Annotated in this window: 17 protein-coding genes; 9 read left to right on the forward strand and 8 right to left on the reverse strand. The window is 65.3% G+C overall.

Features of this window, described 5'->3' with window-relative positions; all coding sequences use genetic code 11:
* Positions 1–27: 27 nt before the first annotated feature.
* Genes AC066Y_RS26530 through AC066Y_RS26555 form a run of 6 tightly spaced genes read right to left on the reverse strand, consistent with a single transcriptional unit; the run spans position 28 to position 6,839 of the window.
* On the reverse strand, positions 28–1,074 hold the full coding sequence (locus AC066Y_RS26530) for a branched-chain amino acid ABC transporter permease (RefSeq protein ID WP_478276431.1): 1,047 nt from the start codon (positions 1,072–1,074) through the stop codon (positions 28–30).
* Complete coding sequence (locus tag AC066Y_RS26535) at positions 1,074–1,946, reverse strand: branched-chain amino acid ABC transporter permease (RefSeq protein ID WP_478276432.1); 873 nt, start codon at positions 1,944–1,946, stop codon at positions 1,074–1,076. Before AC066Y_RS26535 ends, AC066Y_RS26530 begins: the two co-directional genes overlap by 1 nt.
* Complete coding sequence (locus tag AC066Y_RS26540) at positions 1,947–3,881, reverse strand: AMP-dependent synthetase/ligase (protein WP_478276433.1); 1,935 nt, start codon at positions 3,879–3,881, stop codon at positions 1,947–1,949.
* Positions 3,881–4,672 (reverse strand): ABC transporter ATP-binding protein, encoded by a 792-nt coding sequence (locus AC066Y_RS26545; protein WP_478276434.1) that lies wholly within the window; start codon positions 4,670–4,672, stop codon positions 3,881–3,883. The genes AC066Y_RS26540 and AC066Y_RS26545 overlap by 1 nt, the downstream gene beginning before the upstream one ends.
* Entirely contained in the window at positions 4,669–5,523 is an 855-nt protein-coding gene (locus tag AC066Y_RS26550) for an ABC transporter ATP-binding protein (protein ID WP_478276435.1), read from the reverse strand. The genes AC066Y_RS26545 and AC066Y_RS26550 overlap by 4 nt, the downstream gene beginning before the upstream one ends.
* Before the next feature lie 5 nt (positions 5,524–5,528).
* Positions 5,529–6,839 carry a phytoene desaturase family protein gene (locus tag AC066Y_RS26555; RefSeq protein ID WP_478276436.1) on the reverse strand — a complete coding sequence of 437 codons (1,311 nt, stop codon included), beginning with the start codon at positions 6,837–6,839 and terminating at the stop codon, positions 5,529–5,531.
* Positions 6,840–7,091: 252 nt separating this feature from the next.
* Between AC066Y_RS26555 and AC066Y_RS26560 the strand changes: the two genes are divergently transcribed.
* On the forward strand, positions 7,092–7,727 hold the full coding sequence (locus AC066Y_RS26560) for a TetR/AcrR family transcriptional regulator (protein WP_478276437.1): 636 nt from the start codon (positions 7,092–7,094) through the stop codon (positions 7,725–7,727).
* 22 nt (positions 7,728–7,749) lie between these two features.
* Here AC066Y_RS26560 and AC066Y_RS26565 read toward each other — a convergent pair whose 3' ends face one another.
* Positions 7,750–8,889 carry a thiolase family protein gene (locus AC066Y_RS26565; RefSeq protein ID WP_478276438.1) on the reverse strand — a complete coding sequence of 380 codons (1,140 nt, stop codon included), beginning with the start codon at positions 8,887–8,889 and terminating at the stop codon, positions 7,750–7,752.
* A gap of 18 nt (positions 8,890–8,907) precedes the next feature.
* Positions 8,908–9,327, reverse strand: a complete 420-nt coding sequence (locus AC066Y_RS26570; protein WP_478276439.1) for a Zn-ribbon domain-containing OB-fold protein — start codon at positions 9,325–9,327, stop codon at positions 8,908–8,910.
* A gap of 95 nt (positions 9,328–9,422) precedes the next feature.
* Here AC066Y_RS26570 and AC066Y_RS26575 point away from each other — a divergent pair, with 95 nt between their 5' ends.
* The 8 genes from AC066Y_RS26575 to AC066Y_RS26610 all read left to right on the forward strand — a co-directional run bounded on the left by AC066Y_RS26575 (position 9,423) and on the right by AC066Y_RS26610 (position 16,072).
* A complete protein-coding gene (locus AC066Y_RS26575) occupies positions 9,423–10,079 on the forward strand; it encodes a TetR/AcrR family transcriptional regulator (protein WP_478276440.1) in 657 nt (218 codons plus the stop codon).
* Positions 10,076–11,626, forward strand: a complete 1,551-nt coding sequence (locus AC066Y_RS26580) for a class I adenylate-forming enzyme family protein (protein WP_478276441.1) — start codon at positions 10,076–10,078, stop codon at positions 11,624–11,626. Before AC066Y_RS26575 ends, AC066Y_RS26580 begins: the two co-directional genes overlap by 4 nt.
* Entirely contained in the window at positions 11,623–12,414 is a 792-nt protein-coding gene (locus AC066Y_RS26585; protein WP_097670170.1) for an SDR family NAD(P)-dependent oxidoreductase, read from the forward strand. The genes AC066Y_RS26580 and AC066Y_RS26585 overlap by 4 nt, the downstream gene beginning before the upstream one ends.
* A 9-nt stretch (positions 12,415–12,423) precedes the next feature.
* Positions 12,424–13,197, forward strand: a complete 774-nt coding sequence (locus AC066Y_RS26590; protein WP_478276442.1) for a crotonase/enoyl-CoA hydratase family protein — start codon at positions 12,424–12,426, stop codon at positions 13,195–13,197.
* 2 nt (positions 13,198–13,199) lie between these two features.
* Positions 13,200–14,174: an NAD(P)H-dependent flavin oxidoreductase gene (locus AC066Y_RS26595; protein WP_478276443.1), complete on the forward strand. Its 975-nt coding sequence runs from the start codon at positions 13,200–13,202 to the stop codon at positions 14,172–14,174.
* A gap of 27 nt (positions 14,175–14,201) precedes the next feature.
* Positions 14,202–15,419 carry an ABC transporter substrate-binding protein gene (locus AC066Y_RS26600; protein ID WP_478276444.1) on the forward strand — a complete coding sequence of 406 codons (1,218 nt, stop codon included), beginning with the start codon at positions 14,202–14,204 and terminating at the stop codon, positions 15,417–15,419.
* 164 nt (positions 15,420–15,583) lie between these two features.
* Positions 15,584–15,901: a DUF417 family protein gene (locus AC066Y_RS26605; RefSeq protein ID WP_478276445.1), complete on the forward strand. Its 318-nt coding sequence runs from the start codon at positions 15,584–15,586 to the stop codon at positions 15,899–15,901.
* Positions 15,902–15,925: 24 nt separating this feature from the next.
* Positions 15,926–16,072 (forward strand): hypothetical protein, encoded by a 147-nt coding sequence (locus tag AC066Y_RS26610; protein ID WP_478276446.1) that lies wholly within the window; start codon positions 15,926–15,928, stop codon positions 16,070–16,072.
* The last annotated feature ends 475 nt before the right edge of the window (positions 16,073–16,547 follow it).

Consider the following 16,547-nt stretch of genomic DNA (forward strand, 5'->3'; position numbering starts at 1 on the left):
TCCTCATGGTGTTGTGTCTTTTCTTGGTTAGTAGCGCAGCGGCCAGTGCACCCAGGCCCGCTTGATGTCGTGCCAGGCGCCGACCAGCCCCCTCGGCTGGAAGCGCAGGAACAGGATGATGACGAGGCCGTAGAGCATGCTCTTCAGCTCCTGCGCGCCGGTCGTGAACGTCGCGTCCATCTGCGCGCTGAACAGGCTGAAGACGATCCGGGTCACTTCCGGCAGCAGCACGATCAGGATGGTGCCGAGCACGGCGCCGAGCGCCGAACCGAGCCCGCCGACGATCAGGATCGCCAGCGCCTCGATCGAGAGCAGGAACGGAAAGCCCTCGACGCTGACAAAGGAGAGATAGATGCCGTAGAGCGCGCCGGCGAGCCCAGTGATGAAGGCCGAGGTGATGAAGGCGAACAGCTTGTAGGCATGCAGATTGATGCCCATCACGCGCGCTGCGGTGTCGTTGTCCCTGATCGCAACGAAGGCGCGGCCGACCCGGCTGCGGCGGATGTTGAGGGTGGCGAACAGCGTCAAGGCTGCGAAGGCGAGGCAGAGATAGGTGAAGGCGGCGTCGCTGTCGAAGCTGATGCCGAAGATCTCCGGCCGCTGCACCTGGATGCCGCGCGCGCCGTTGGTGAGCCAGCGCATCTCCAGGATCACGGTGTTGATGATGAAGGAGAAGGCGAGTGTGGTGATGGCGAGATAGAGCCCCTTCAGCCGCAGCGACGGCGCGCCGACGATCAAGCTTGCCAGCGCCGGCACCACGCCGGCGCCGAGGAAGCCGACCAGCGGCGGCATGTGGTACTTCGAGACCAGCACCGCGTAGGCGTAGGCGCCGGTGACGAGGAAGCCGACATGGCCAAGCGAGATCAGGCCGGTGTAACCGGTCAGGATGTTGAGCCCGAGCGTGCCGGTCGTTGTGATCAGGATGATCATCAGGAACGACAGTGCGTAGGAATTCAGCAGGTAGGGCGCAGCGATCAGTGCCAGCAGCAGCACCGCCGACCAGAGCCAGACCGGCGGGGAATCGATCAGCGCAACCAGTTCGCCATAGCTCTGTTTGTAATCGCCGGTGCGCATCACACCCTCTCGATGTCGCGTTCGCCGAAGATGCCGAACGGGCGGATCATCAGCACGACGATGATCATGGCAAAGCCCGCGACTTCCTTCATGCCGGAGCCGAGATAGCCGCCGGCGAGGTTTTCTGTGATGCCGATCAGGAGCCCGCTGAGGCCGGAGCCGAGCACGGCGTCAAGCCCGCCCAGGATCGTGGCCGGAAACGCCTTCAGCCCGAGCTGGAACATCGCCGGCGACAGGTCGTAGGAGAGCGCGAAGAACACGCCGCCGATGCCGGCGATCACCGACGACGCGGCCCAGGCCAGTGCATGGACTCTTGTTGCGCTGATGCCCATCAACAGCGCGGTGCGGTCGTCGGCCGCGACCGCGCGCATCGCGACACCGACCTTGCTGTAGCGGAAGAACGCCCAGATCGCAGCGAGTAGCGCCAGCAGCGTGACGATGACGGCGATCTGCCCGGTGCGCACGCCGATGCCGACGAGATGGACGATGCCACGGCCGATGCCGATATCGAGGCCGTGCGGATAGGCATCCCAGACGAAGTTGATGGCCGAGCGCAGGATCACCGCGAGCCCGATCGTGACCATCACGGTCGCGAACACCGGCTCGCCCAGCATCGGTCGCATTACAAAACGCTCGATGATGAGGCCGAGCAGGATCGCGGCGAGGATCGCGCCCGCCGCGACGACGAACACATTGCCGCTGACCGTGGTCGAGATCGTCCAGGCGATATAGGCCGTGATCATGGTCATCTCGCCCTGCGCGAAATTGACCAGCCCGGTGGATTTGTAGATCACCGCAAAGCCCATCGCGATCAGGCCGTAGATCGCACCGATCGCCAGCCCCGAGATCAGCAGCTGGATGAGATACTGCATTCAGCCCTCCGCCTGATAGATGATGGCGAGCTCGCGCGCGAACTTCTTCTCGATCATGGCGCGGCGCACCTTCTGCGTGGCGGTGAGCTCGCCGTCGTCATGATCGAGCTCTTTCTCGAGGATGGCGAAGCGCCTGATGTTCTCGACCCGGGCGAAGCGCTTGTTGGTCTCGCCCACGATCCGCTCGACCAGTTCGTGCACTTCGGGCAGCTGCGACAGCGACTTGTAATTGGTGTAGGCCAGCGCCCGATCGCGCGCCCAGCGGCCGACATTGTCGTAATCGACCTGGACGATGGCGCCGAGGTACTTTTTGGCCTCGCCGACCACGATCGCTTCCTTGATGAATTCGGAATCCTTCAGCGCATTCTCGATCTCCGACGGAGCGATGTTCTTGCCGCCGGCGGTGATGATGATCGCCTTCTTGCGGTCGACCACGGCGATCTCGCCGTTGTCCAACACGTCGATGATGTCGCCGGTGCGCAGCCAGCCGTCTTGTTCGAGCGAGGCGGTCGAGGCCTTCTCGTCGAGGAAGTAGCCCTTGAAGACGCCGGGGTTGCGCAGCAGGATCTCGCCGTCGCTATCGAGTTTCCATTCCGTCTGCGGCAACGGCACGCCGCAGCCGCCGATCCGGTGGTGTCTCTCGGTCTGGATGAAGGCGACGCCGCCGCTCTCGGTCAGCCCATAGCCCTGCGAAACCGGGCGGCCGATGACGTCGAAGAAGCGGAGCGTCTCCGGCGAGATTGAAGCGCCGGCACAGAGCCGGTGCCGGCTGTAGGCGAAGCCGAGATGGCGCTGCAGATTGCGGAACATCAGGAGATAGAGCAGCCCGTAGGCGGCACGATCGAGCCAGCCTTCCTTGCCGGTCTGCCGGCGGTCGGACAGCGTGCGGCCCCAGGCAAGGCAGGCCTTGGTAAAGCTCTGCCGCAGCCGGCCGCTCTCGCCGAGGCGGAACAGGAAGCCCTGCTGTAGCTTCTCGTAGATGCGGGGCACGCCGACAAAGAACGTTGGCGCGATCTCGCGAATGTTGATCGCGACTGTGTCGATCGACTCGGCAAAGGACACGGTGCCGCCGAGCACCAAATGCGTCACCGTGCCGTAGCAGCGCTCGGCGACGTGGCACAGGGGCAGATAGCTCACCGCCTCGAACGGCTTGTCTGCAATGCCGACGGTCTTGGCGTAGGCATAGGCGGCGTAGACGAGATTGCGGTGGGTCAGCATCGCGCCTTTGGGCGGGCCCGTCGTGCCCGAGGTGTAGACGAGGATGCAGACATCGTCGGGCGCGCCCTGGCTGATCAGGCGATCGAGGGTGGCGTCGGCCTCCGGGTTCGCGTCGGCGTAGGCCTTGCCGCGTTCGCAAAGCGCTGCGAACGACATCAGCTCGGACTGGCAGTAGTGCCGCAGGCCCTTCATGTCGACGCAGACGATGGCCTCCAGATCCGGCAGGCCGCCATTGCTGGCCATTGCGTCGAGCACCTTGTCGGTCTGCTCCTGATCGCCGGTGATGACGACCCGGGCGCCGGAATGCTTGACGATATATTGCAGCTCGACCCAGGGATTGGTCGGATAGATGCCGACCGCGACGGCGCCGATCATCTGGGCGCCGAGATCGGCGTAAAACCATTCCGGCGTGTTCTCGCCGGCAATGGCAACGCGGTCGCCGGGCTTGATCCCGAGCGCGAGCAGGCCGAGCGCGACTGCGCGCGCGGTCTCGTAATAGTACCGCCAGGAATAGGGATTCCAGATGCCGTAGTCCTTCTCCCGCAGCGCCAATGCGTCGCCATGCATGGCGGCGCGCTGCCGCAGCAATTGCGGGATGGTGATGGCGGCATCCGCAAGCGCCGCCTGCAGCGCATCGGCGCCTGCCGCAGGCGCGCTGCGCGCGGCGCCGGCTTGCAGCGGCGGATGAGCGGTGCGCAGGCTGTCCATCGTCGACATCACGCGCCCGCCTTCATCGCTTCGGCGCGCTGGCCGCCGAGATAGGCCTCCGCGACGGCCGGATCGCGCCTGACCTCGTCGGGCGTGCCTTCGGCGATCTTGCGGCCGAAATTCAGCACATGGATGCGATCGGAGATGTCCATCACGATGCGCATCTCGTGCTCGATCATCACGACGGTGATGCCGAGCTCGTCGCGGATGTCGAGCACGAAGCGCGCGATATCCTCGGTCTCCTCCTGGTTCATGCCGGATACCATCTCGTCGAGCAGCAATAGCTTCGGCTCGCAGGCGAGCGCGCGGGCGAGCTCGACGCGCTTCTGCTGGCCGTAGGACAGCGTGCCGACCACGGCGTCCCTGATATGCTCGATCTCGAGGAATTCGATGATGTGCTCGACGCGCTGGCGGGCCGCGATTTCTTCCTTACGGGTGCGGCCGAAGAACACCACGGCATCGAGCACGCTCGAGCGCAGATGGGTGTGGCGGCCGGTCAGGATGTTCTCGACCACGGTGCCGTGCTTGAACAGCGCCAGATTCTGGAAAGTGCGGCCGATGCCGACGGCGGCGAACTTCCACGGCGAAATGGTCGAAAGATCGATGCCGTCGAAGGTGATCCGGCCGCCGCTCGGCCGCAGCACGCCCGAGATCATGTTGAACAGCGTGGTCTTGCCGGCACCGTTCGGGCCGATCACGCTGCAGATCTCGCCAGCTGTGACCTGCAGGCTGACATCGGCGACCGCCTGCAGGCCGCCGAAGCGCTTGGACAGGTTCTCGACTGTGAGCGGCGCGGTCACGACAGCCACCGCTTGCGGCGCTTGTAATGCTTGACGTCGCGCAGGCTCTTGCGGCCCTCGGAGGAGACGCCGAGGTAGAATTCCCGGACGTCCTCGTTGGCGGTGAGCCTCGCGGCCGTGCCGTCGAGCACGACGCGGCCGGTCTCCAGGATGTAGCCGTAATCGGCGATATCGAGCGCGCGCTGCGCGTTCTGCTCCACCAGCAGCACGGTCATCTTCAGCTCGTCGCGCAGGCGGACGATCACCTCATAGATGCGGTCGATGATCAGAGGCGCGAGGCCGAGCGACGGCTCATCGAGCGCCAGCAGCACCGGATCGGTCATCAGCGCGCGGCCGATCGCTAGCATCTGCTGCTCACCGCCGGACATGTAGCCGGCGATCTGGTCGCGCCGCTCATAGAGTCGCGGAAACAGCGCAAACACCTTGTCGCGGCGCTCGCGCGCCTCGGCGCCGGTCCTGGTGTAGCCGCCCATTTGCAAATTCTCGTCGATGGTCAGCGCCGCGAACACGCGGCGGCCTTCCGGCACCTGCACGATGCCGCGACGCACCAGTTCATCCGGCGCGAGGTGATGCACCTCGTCATTGCGGAAGCGGATGCTGCCATTCTCGATCACGCCTTCCTCGGTGTAGAGGATGCCGGACATCGCCTTCAGCAGCGTCGATTTGCCGGCGCCGTTGGAGCCGAGCAGGGCGACGATGTTGCCTTCGGGCACCGCGATCGAGACGTCACGGATCGCCTCGATCGCATTGTCGTAGACGATGCGGATGTTGCGGAATTCGAGCAGGCACTCGCGCGCCGGTGTGGCCTGGGGCGCGGCCTGTGGCGTCGGATGCGGAATGGTCGTCGGCATCGCGCTCAGACCTGGCCGGCCGATCGGCGCGGCCGCGCGGCGAAGATCGCATCGGTGACAATCTTGGCGGTCTCGGCACAAGCCTGGGTGCCGCCATTGCCATATTGTTTCACCGCGTCGCCGACGCACCACAGGCCTTCGATGCCGGTCTCGCGCGGCAGATCGTAACCGGCGCAGCTGCGTTGCGCCGGCCAGTCGTCGCGCATCACCCGGATCGAGAGGATTTTCGCCTGGTCGAAATTGGCGAACTGCTCGCGAAGGTCCTCGAGCGCGAGCGCGACCTCGGCGTCGGAATCGAAATCGCCGAGCGCCGGCACCGGCACGGCGTAGGCGACGTAAAGATGCCAGCCCGGCGGAGCGAGTTCCGGACAGGTGGCGGAGAGGTTCGCCATGTTGCAGAGCCGGCGCGTCTTGCCGAAGGTGACGATGCCGGGATGGTTGATCAGCGGCTCGCGGCTCGCGACATTGATCACGATATTGGCGGCCGGGCGAAGGTCGTTCTTCACCTTGGCGATGTAATCCGCTGGAAAGGCCTCGCTGCCGGCAAGCGCGACGGTGGTCTTCGGTCCCGCGTTGCTGATGACGAGGTCGGTGTCGATCCGCACCTTCTCGCCGTTCCGGAGCACGGTGACGCCTTCGACGCGGCCGTTGGCGGTGTGGATCGTGGTCGCCGGCGTGCCGAGCCAGATGTCGCCATTGCGCTTGATCGCGCCGCCGAGACTGTTCCAGACGCCGATCGTGCCCTGCGGGCAGAAGCCGAACTTCTTGAAGGCGCCCTTGCTGGTGAAATAGGTGAGGAAGGCGCGGGCCGGCAGCTCGGCGGCGTTGCAGGCGAAGATCGCCGCGCAGAGATTGCGGAACAGCGCGTGCACCGTGGCGCTGCTGGTGTAGCCCTTCAGCCAGTCCTCGGTCGACTGCCGCCCGTCGGGCAGGTTGCCGGAACGGGCATCGGCGAACTTCTCCAGAATGCGCGAGGCTTGTTTCGTGAGTTGCCCGAGCAGCAGCGACCAGCCGCCGCGGCCAACATCGATCACCTTGCCGTCGATGAAGAACGAGCTCGCAGGCTCCGGCGCGCGGATATCGAGCGGCGCACCGACGGTGTGGAAGGTCTCCTCGAACACGCCGCCGAACTCGATCGCGATCGCGCCGATATTGACCTTGAAGCCGTCGATCTCCTCGGTCGAGGCGCGCCCGCCGAGCCGGTCCTTGTCGTCGACGACGAGCGTATGCAGCCCGCCATGGGCGAGACGCGCCGCGGCGCATAGCCCGCCGGCGCCGGCTCCGATCACGACAGCATCGACCTTATGAGAATCCACGCGCAGCCTCCCTCGATGCCGCCGGGTTGGTTCCGACGTGCGCAATCCGCTTGCTTGATGGCAGTCACGATAATATAATCCGACCGGTCGTTCAAATTATTTTTTGACGCAGGTCAATGATCCCACTGCGTCAGGGTTGATGAGTTCTGGTGGACGGTGCCCGCAAAGGGGAGGAGAGAGCGGCGGCTATAGTATAGAGAGACGGAAGCCGCCCGATTCCGGCGGTGTCAGCGGTGGACGAGAGAGACGGGTATGGCGCGGACGCGCTCAGAAAACTACGACGAGATCCAGCGGGGCATTCTCACCACCGCCTGCGGCCTGTTCGCGCGCCAGGGCTACATGCGTGCCTCGATCGCGGACCTCGCGGACGCCTGCAAGCTGTCGCGCGGCGCGCTGTATCATTATTTCGACTCGAAGGAAGCGATTCTGTTCGCGATCCTGGATGCGCATATCCGCGAGATGATCGCCGATGTCGAGGCCGCGATGGCCGGCAAGGCGGCGACGCTGGAGCAGTTTCGTGCGGCGATCCAGGCCATCGTCGCACTGAATGCGCGCTCGAGCGACGAGCAGCGCGTGATCCTCAACGACCTCTCGTTCCTCGGTGAGACCGAGCAGGATGCGATCAAGGCGCTGGAGCGCCAGCTCGTCGACACGGTCTCGGATCTTCTGGTCAAGCTCGACAAGGAAGGCAAGATCGTCAAGCGGACCAAGAAGATCTACAGCATGATGCTGTTCGGCATCCTGAATTTCAGCCACACCTGGTACGACCCGAAGGGCGGCGTCGATCCCGGCGAGTTCGCCGACATGGTGGTGGACCTGTTCCTGTACGGCTTCACCATGCCGGTGCCGGCCAAGGACGCCGCGCGACCGCTGCGCCAGCGCGCGTGAGCCGGCGCGTTTTCGAGCGGCGTCACCGTTGCAGGATGTGCACGTAACAGACCGCGCCGACGCCGACCATATGCGCCAACCCAATGCGCGCGCCGCCATGCTGACGTGGGCCGGCCTCGCCACGCAGCTGCATCACGATCTCGCCGATCTGGCCGATGCCGGTCGGGCCGATCGGGTGCCCCATCGCGATCAGGCCGCCCGAGGGATTGATCGCGCATTGCCCGCCGATATCGAGCGCGCCGTCCTTCAGCATGCGAACGCCATGCCCCTCGGGGCAGAGCCCGATGCTTTCGATGTAGTGCAACTCCTCGACCGTGAAGGCGTCGTGTAGCTCGATGATGTCGAGATCCTTCGGCGTTAACTTGGCCTGCGCCAGAGCAAGGTCGGCGGTCTCCTTGGTGAGCGCCGCGTCGAAGCCGGCGCCCGGCGGATAAACCCGCTCGCTGCGGCCGACCGAGGCCGTGGTGCGAACGGCGCGGCCGGCGTCGATGCCAAGCCTGCGAATGCCGTCCTCGGATGCGACGATCACGGCAGCGGCGCCTTCGCCGATCGGCGTGCACTGCAGCGACGTCAGCGATCCCGACACCCGCTTGCCGCCGAGCACCTCGTCGAGCGTGCGCTCCTGCTGCCGCTGCGCATTTGGGTTTTTGGCGCCGTTGCGATGGTTCTTCACCGCGACCCGTGCGATGTCCTCGGTCGAAGCGTTGTGGCGGACCGCGTATTCATTGGTCAGCAGCGCGAAATGCGTGAAGGGGACGATAGCGTCTTCGGCGAGGTTTCCGATCCCGGTGTCCGGGCGCCGCACTGGATTGCGCTTGTCGACACCTACCGCCAGCGCAACGTCGGAGATGCCGCTTGCGACCTCGATGCAGGCATGGCGGAACGCGGTCGATCCGGAGGCCGACGCATTCTCGACATGCATCAGCGGCGCGCCGGTCGCGCCGAGATGGCGCAGCATCGGCCGCCCCGACGCCATGCCGAGCAGCGCGGTCGCGACATAGGTCGATTCGACCGCGGGCCATTCGATGCGCGCATCGGCAAGTGCGGCGCGGATTGCGGTGAGGCCGAGCTCCACATAGGGCGTCTCGCTCGGGTTCTGGTAGCGATGCCAGCCGATGCCGACGACGTAGACCGGCCGCAACTCGTTGAGTGATCGTGTCATGGCGAACCTCCGGATCAATCAGGATGCGATGCTGAAGCGGAGATCGAGCACGGTCTCGCCGCTCTCGCTCTGTCCGACTGCGGCGAGCCTGCCGCTCACGCGCTGGCCCGGCACAACGGGCGCGCTGTCATCGGCGAGCAGGGTGCGAATGACAGGGCCGTCGTCGAGCGCGACCTTGACGATGGTGAAGGGAGCCGGGCGGTTCTTGTCGGCGTGCAGGTGAACGGTTGCCTCCGCAAGCAGCGTTCCCTTGGCCGAGAGTTCGCAAGGCGTCAGCGCATCGCCGTGGCTGCCACAGCGCTCGCAGCCATAGGTCTGCATCGGGAAGAAGACGTATCCGCAGCGGCAGCGGCCGCCCTTGAGGCGGACTGTCGCCCCCGCCTGGTCATTAGATGCTGCGGAATACAGCCTTGGTTTCAATAGCTTGTTAGGTTGCATGCGTTTCCTCCAAGAAACTTGTTGACTGACCAACAAACATTATTCTAGCTTGAATGCAAGCAAGAAGTGGCCGCACGCAAAGGGAGCGAAGCTGAATGGCACGAGCAGTTCGACGCGCGCAGGAGCAGCGAGATGACGCGCCCGTGTCGGTGTCCCGGCGGACCCAGGTCGAGCGGCGCGACGAGGCGGAGCGGCGGATCCTCGAAGCGGCCGCACTGATCGTCGCCGAAAACGGGCTCGAGGCGATCACGCTGGCAGAGGCCGGCGAACGTGCCGGTTACAGTCGCGGTCTGCCGTCGCACTATTTCAAGACCAAGGCCGATCTGATCTCGGCGCTCGGCACCTACATCATCGAATCCTTCATCACCGAACGCCGTGCCTCCGCGCCGGGGCTGACCGGCTACGACAGCCTGCTCTCGTCGTGCCGATACTACTTCGTGATGCCGGCGCGGAATCCTGTCATGGCGCGCGCCTTTCATGCTGTGCTGGCGGGCGCGCTCACCGTGCCGCCGATCACGGCCACCGTGGCGAAACTCAATCGCGAAACGCGAGGCGAGATCGCCGCCGCCCTCAAGGCGGGCATGGCCGCGGGCCGGTTGCGCGCCGATATCGATCCGGAGACCGAAAGCGCGTTGATCCTCGCCACGCTGCGCGGATCGGTCGCGCAGTGGCTGGTCGATCCGGAGGGGCTGGATCTCGAGGTCATCAGCGCGCACTTCATCGTGACGCTCGAACGGAGGTTGGCGAAATGAGCATTCTGCCTAACAGCGTCGAATACTGGGCCGCCAATCGCCCTGACGATATCGCCTTCATCGAGGGCGATCACCGGATGACATGGTCGCAGCTCAACGATGCCGCCAACCGCGTTGCGCATGGCCTGGCTGCCCGCGGCGTGGTTGCCGGCGACATCGTGGTGTTGCGGACCCAGATCCGGATCGAGTGGCCGATCCTGAGCGAGGCGATCGGCAAGCTGCGCTGCTCGCTGCTTGGCCTGAACTGGCGGCTGACGCCATCGGAGACGCAGTACGTGCTGTCCAACAGCGGCGCCCAGGTCATCGTCTGCGACGATGAGGATCTGGCCGCGCTGAAGCCCGCATTCGAGGGTCTGCCGATCAAGCTTGCGGTCTCGATCGGTTCGGCGTCGCCCGGCTTCGTCGCATTCTCCGAACTGCTCGACGCGCCCGCCGAGCCGCCGCTGCATTCCCCCGGACGGCCGCCGCTGATCCTCTACACATCAGGCACCACGGGCCTGCCCAAGGGCGTGGTCTCGGCGGTGCAGCCGGGCGTGCAGATGGATCAACGCACCAGCGAATATCTCAGCGACGTGGCGCAGACACGGCGCGGTCAGCCGGGCGGCGTCTCGCTGCTGACGCTGCCGCTGCATCATGGCGCCGGCCCGTCGCAGGTCTGGGGTGCGATCCAGCTCGGCAATCCGGTGATCCTGATGCGCCGCTTCGATCCGGAAGGCGCGCTTCGCCTGATCGCAAAGCACCGCGTCACCAGCTGGACCGGCGTTCCCACCATGTACAAGCGCCTCGCGGCGCTGCCGAAGGACGTGCTCGACGCTTACGACGTGTCGTCGATCCGCGCCTTGTCGGTCGGCGCAGCGCCGGTGCCCTACGAGCTCAAGCGCTGGATCATCCGCTATTTCGGCTCGGGCGTGCTTGGTGAAGCTTACGGCGCCACCGAAGTCGGCATGATCAGTTTCCTGCCGCCGGAGATGCAGGAACGCAAGCCCGGTTCCAGCGGCCGCCCGCACAAGCATGTCGACATCTCGATTCGCGATGCCGAGGGGCGCGAGCTGCCGCGCAACCAGTCCGGCGAGATCTGGATCAGGACGCCGGTGACGATCCGCTCCTATCTGAACGGCAAGCAGCTCGGAGCGGACACATGCGACGACGACGGATACTTCCGCGTCGGCGATGTCGGGATGCTCGACGACGACGGTTATCTGTTCATCACCGATCGCGCCAAGGACATGATCATCGCCGGCGGCGTCAACATCTATCCGGCCGAGATCGAGGCCGCGATCCTCAGGCATCCCGATATACAGGACGCGGCTGTCATCGGCATCCCCGACGACGAGTTCGGCGAGCAGGTCAAGGCGTTCTGCGAGCTGAAGCCGGGGCACACGGCGGACGAAGCCGCGATCCTCGATTTCTGCCGCGAGCATCTTGCTTCGTACAAGCGGCCCAAGACGCTGTCGATCGTCGATGAACTGCCACGCAACACCATGGGCAAACTGCTCAAGCGCGAATTGCGCGAGCCCTACTGGAAGGGACGGGAGAGAAACGTATGAGTGATATTCTTGATCTGAACGGCAAGGTGACGCTGATCACCGGTGCGGGCCAGGGCGTCGGACGCCAGATCGCGCTGCATTTCGCCGCGCACAACGCGGCGGGCATCGTCGTCAATGACTACTTCCTCGATCGCGCCGAGCAGGTCGCGCGGGAGATCAATGCCGCCGGCGGCAAGGCGATCGCGGTGCAGGCCGACGTCACTGATCTCGCCTCGGTCAAGGCGATGGTCGGCAAGGCCGAGCAGGCCTTCGGCCCGATCGATGTTCTCGTCAACAACGCCGGCAACGCCGGCGCGACCCCCGATCCCGATGCGCGCAAGCCGTTCTGGGAGACCGGCCCTGAGGTCTGGAACAGCTTCATCGGCGTCAATCTCTACGGCGTCATCAATTGCGCCTCGGCCTGCATCCCGCAGATGATCGAGCGCAAGGGCGGCCGCATCGTCACCATCATCTCCGATGCCGGCCGAGCTGGCGAGGCGGGCCTCGAGGTCTATTCGGGCGCAAAGGCAGGCGCCGCGGGGTTCACGCGCGCGGTCGCGCGATCACTCGGCCGCCACAACATCACGGCCAACTGCGTGGCGATTGCCGCCACCCTGACGCCGGCGATCGAGGCGCGCCTGAAGGCCGATCCCGAGCGGCAGAAGAAGATGATGGAGAAGTACGTCATCCGCCGCCCGGGCCTGCCGTCCGACGTCGCCAACATGGTGCTGTTCCTTGCCTCCGATGCGAGCGCGTGGATCACCGGCCAGACCTATCCGGTCAATGGCGGCTTTACCTTCGCATTGTGAGGCGTAGCGATGACCACTGAGAGCGAACAGGTCGTTCTGACCGAACGGCGCGGCCACATCCTCGTCGTCACTCTGAACCGTCCCGAAGCGCGCAACGCGTGCAACGCCGCGCTCGCGCGCGGCATCTGCGACGCGATGGATCTGCTCGACGCGGAGGATGCGCTGTTCGCGGGCATCGTCACGGGTGCGGGCGGCAACTTCTCGGCCGGCGCCGATCTCAAGGCGGCCGCGCGCGGCGAGCGCAGCGTGACGGAACGCGGCGGCTTCGGACTGTTTCGCCGGCCGCCACGCAAGCCGCTGATCGCGGCCGTCGAGGGCTATGCCGTCGGCGGCGGGCTCGAGCTCTGCCTGTCCTGCGATCTGATCGTTGCCGCACGTGACGCCAAGATGGGACTGCCGGAAGTCAGGCACAATGTCGTCGCCATCGGCGGGGGCCTGTTCCGACTGCCAAAGCGGATCCCCTATCACGTCGCCATGGAGCTGGCGCTGACCGGACAGTTCAAGGGCGCGGAGTACTTCGAGCGCATCGGCCTGGTGAACCGCGTCGTCGAACCGGGGCAGGCGCTCGAAGCGGCAGTTGCCTTCGGCAACGAGCTCCTCATCAACGGTCCGACCGCACTCGCCGCGTCGAAGGAGATCATCTTCCAGGCCGCGAATTGGACCGATGAAGAGGGCTGGACCGCGCAGGGGCCGATCGCAGAACGCGCGCTGAAGTCCGAGGATCGCACCGAGGGGCTGAAGGCATTCGCCGAGAAGCGCAAGCCGGTCTGGAAGGGACGCTGATCATGCAGGCCGCCGCCCGCCGGAGCGCGCTCCCCGCTGCGATCGCGGATCGGCTTCGCCTGCCGCTGATCGCGGCGCCAATGCTGCGCGTCTCCGGCGTCGATCTCGTGACGGCGGTCTGCCGCTCCGGCGCGATCGGCGCGTTTCCGACCGCGAACGCCCGCTCGGTCGAAGAGCTCGATGCCTGGCTGCATCAGATCGAGCACAATATCACCGATCTCGGCCGGCCGGCCGCGCCGCATTGTCCGAACCTCATCATCCGCCAGCCGCGCTTCAAGGATGATCTCGCCTGTCTCGTCCGGCACAAGGTCGAGATGGTCATCACCAGCGTCGGTTCGCCGGCGGCGGCGGTCGCGCCGCTGCACGATGTCGGCTGTCTCGTGTTCGCAGATATCGCCTCGCTGCGGCATGCCGAGAAGGCGATCGAGGCGGGCGCCGATGGTTTGATCCTGCTCACCGCCGGTGCCGGCGGGCAGACCGGCTGGGCCAATCCATTCGCCTTTGTGCGCGCGGTGCGCGCCATGTTCGATGGCCCGGTCGTGCTCGCGGGCGGCGTGACTGATGGCACCGCGCTCGCCGCGGCGCGGCTGCTCGGCTGCGATCTCGCCTATATGGGAACGCGCTTCATTGCAGCGCGCGAGAGTATGGCGAGCGATGCCTATCGGCGGATGCTGGTCGACAGCACACTCGACGACATCATGCTGACGAAGGCCTTCACCGGCCTCGAGGCCAGCATGCTGCGGCCCTCGATCGTCGCGGCGGGTCTCGATCCCGCAAATCTCGATGAGTCCGTGTCGGAGGTGCGCGCGCGCGAAAAGTTTGGCGGAAAGGGCGACGCGGGAGCACCGCGGCGCTGGATCGAGGTCTGGAGCGCCGGTCATTCGGTCTCCGGCGTGCGCGCGGTGACGGGAGCGGCCGACATCGTCGACGAGATCGCCGCGCAATATCACATGGCATTCGAACGAGGCGCCGCATAAGGCGTCCAAATCCAGTGGAGGAAACCGATGAAGACGATCAGCCGTCGAACGCTGTTCCGGACGGCAGCGGCCGGGCTCGCGGCATCCATTGGCGGCAAGGCACTTGCCGGCGCCTCCTATGATCCCGGTGCCAGCGATCAGGAAATCCGCATCGGGCAGTTCGGCCCGCTCAGCGGCCCGGTGTCGTCGTTCGGCGTGCTTGCGAACGCCATGGATGCCTATTTCCGCATGCTGAATGACGCCGGAGGCATCAACGGCCGCAAGATCAAGTTCATCAACTATGACGACGCCTACAGCCCGCCGAAATCGGTCGAAGCGGCGCGGCGCCTGGTCGAGGGCGATGAGGTGCTGTTCATTGCGGGCGCGATGGGCACGCCGGGCAACATCGCCGTGCAGAAATACATGAACGCGCGCAAGGTCCCGCAGCTGTTCCTTGCGGCGGCCGCCAGCAAGCTGTCGGACCCGGCGGCCAATCCATGGACCATGGTCGGCGGATCGACCTACGAGATCGAGGGAGGTGTCGTCGGCCGCTACATTGCCGCCACCATGCCCGATGCGAAGATTGGCCTGCTGTATCAGAACGACGATGCCGGCAAGGCAACGCTGGCAGGCCTGAAGACCGGTCTCGGCGCGAAGACCGCGCAGATCACGTCGGAGCTGAATTACTCGGTTGGCGATCCGACCATCGATTCCCAGATCGTCCAGATCAAATTGTCCGGCGCCGACGTGGTGTTCCTCATCACCATCCCGAAGATGGCGAGCCAGGCATTGCGCAAGATGGCCGCGCTCGAGTGGCGGCCGCAGGTCTTCCTCGGTGCCGGCAATGCCTCGGTCCGCGCGACGCTGAAGCCCGCGGGCTTCGAGACCGCGCAGGGCATTCTCGCTTTCGCGACGCGACAGGACCCCGGCAATCCGCTCTGGGCCGACACGCCGGATATGAAGCAATACATGGCGTTCCTCGACCGTTACGTCCCGAACGCCGATCGCGCCGACGACCTCTACGCGATCGGCTACACCGCGGCGGCTACCGCCGCCCACGTCATCAGGCAATGTGGCGATCAGCTGACGCGGGCCAATATCCTGCACCAGGCGACCAGCCTGAAGAGCTTCGCCGCGCCGCTGCTGATTCCCGGGATCACCCTCAACACCACGCCGAGCGACTATGTGCCGATCAAGCAGTTTCAGCTGATGCGGTTCAAGGGCGAAGCCTACGAGAAGGTCGGCGGGTTGCTCACCGCGGCTTGAGGCGGTGGCCGTCCGCCGGCCCTGCCGATCACCTCGTCTGCACATCCTTGTGAAGGACGTGACGCCCTGTTGCGCGTAACGCGCGCGGGGCACGCTGCGTAATCTGCCACGAACGCCGTAACCGCGGCCGATGGTGGCATCGCAGCGAGGGAAGAAACATCCGCATGAATCTGTCGTTCAACATCGCCGAACAAGGCGAGGGGTCTTATCGTCTGCTCGCGATCCTGCGCTGGGTCATGGTGGTGATCTTCGTGTCGTTCGGCATGCAGAAGTTCACGCTGCAATCGGCGCAAGGCATCGTGCAATTCATCAGCAACAGCCCGTTCGTCTCGTGGCTCTCGGTGTTCGGCCTTCGCGGTGAGGCCTATGTGCTCGGCGTGACCGAGTTCGGCATCGCCGTGCTGCTCGCCGCCGGCGCGTTCAACCCGATCCTGTCTGCGATCGGCGCACTGATGGGCGTGATCACCTTTGCGGTGACCTAGTCGTTCTTCTTCACGACACCCGGGGTGGTGAAATGGAGCCTGTCGACCGACCCGATGGCCTGGAACCTGGCCGGCGAGTTCCTGTTCAAGGACATCGTGCTGCTCTGCGTCTGCCTCGTGCTGCTGCTGGCGTCGTTGCCGCGGTCGACCGTCCGGTCGCGGACCGGATAGGCGCGCGCCGTGCGTTCAATAGTTAAGCCATGCTTAACCACGGCATCGCGCGCACCCTGTATCGGGAACGGGACAATCCGTCGCACGCAGCCGTGTCTTGCAAATCGAATCCCACGGGCATATGCAACCCTTGATTGACGAATTGTTGCTAGTAAGAAACCGTCCCCCGGGAGGGAGCGGAATGTGACGAAGTCAGACATATCGGCGGCGAGCCCGGCAAGCGTCGGTATTGCCTCTCGGTCGCTGCACATTTCTCGTATTTTCAAGCGTCCCGCATTTTTTAGTTCCATTGCAGTTCCCGCGCCGTGGCTGGAGTGGGAGGGCGGTCGCGATCGTGGTTTCGGGGAGTGACCGCCGGAACAGCGATCGGGCCGCCCGTTCCCCAGCCGGAATGGGTAACGGTGCAAGACGCGCGATCGTGAATTCGGACGCATGGGTTCCACCGCTAGGATCGCGATGTCGCCATTTCTCGATG

This window comes from Bradyrhizobium sp. USDA3010 (genome assembly GCF_056429065.1).

Coding starts and splice junctions, on each gene's coding strand:
- AC066Y_RS26530 (WP_478276431.1), bottom strand. CDS start 1,074: ATGCGCACCGGCGATTACAAACAGAGCTATGGCGAACTGGTTGCGCTG.
- AC066Y_RS26535 (WP_478276432.1), bottom strand. CDS start 1,946: ATGCAGTATCTCATCCAGCTGCTGATCTCGGGGCTGGCGATCGGTGCG.
- AC066Y_RS26540 (WP_478276433.1), bottom strand. CDS start 3,881: ATGTCGACGATGGACAGCCTGCGCACCGCTCATCCGCCGCTGCAAGCC.
- AC066Y_RS26550 (WP_478276435.1), bottom strand. CDS start 5,523: ATGCCGACGACCATTCCGCATCCGACGCCACAGGCCGCGCCCCAGGCC.
- AC066Y_RS26560 (WP_478276437.1), top strand. CDS start 7,092: ATGGCGCGGACGCGCTCAGAAAACTACGACGAGATCCAGCGGGGCATT.
- AC066Y_RS26565 (WP_478276438.1), bottom strand. CDS start 8,889: ATGACACGATCACTCAACGAGTTGCGGCCGGTCTACGTCGTCGGCATC.
- AC066Y_RS26570 (WP_478276439.1), bottom strand. CDS start 9,327: ATGCAACCTAACAAGCTATTGAAACCAAGGCTGTATTCCGCAGCATCT.
- AC066Y_RS26575 (WP_478276440.1), top strand. CDS start 9,423: ATGGCACGAGCAGTTCGACGCGCGCAGGAGCAGCGAGATGACGCGCCC.
- AC066Y_RS26580 (WP_478276441.1), top strand. CDS start 10,076: ATGAGCATTCTGCCTAACAGCGTCGAATACTGGGCCGCCAATCGCCCT.
- AC066Y_RS26585 (WP_097670170.1), top strand. CDS start 11,623: ATGAGTGATATTCTTGATCTGAACGGCAAGGTGACGCTGATCACCGGT.
- AC066Y_RS26590 (WP_478276442.1), top strand. CDS start 12,424: ATGACCACTGAGAGCGAACAGGTCGTTCTGACCGAACGGCGCGGCCAC.
- AC066Y_RS26595 (WP_478276443.1), top strand. CDS start 13,200: ATGCAGGCCGCCGCCCGCCGGAGCGCGCTCCCCGCTGCGATCGCGGAT.
- AC066Y_RS26600 (WP_478276444.1), top strand. CDS start 14,202: ATGAAGACGATCAGCCGTCGAACGCTGTTCCGGACGGCAGCGGCCGGG.
- AC066Y_RS26605 (WP_478276445.1), top strand. CDS start 15,584: ATGAATCTGTCGTTCAACATCGCCGAACAAGGCGAGGGGTCTTATCGT.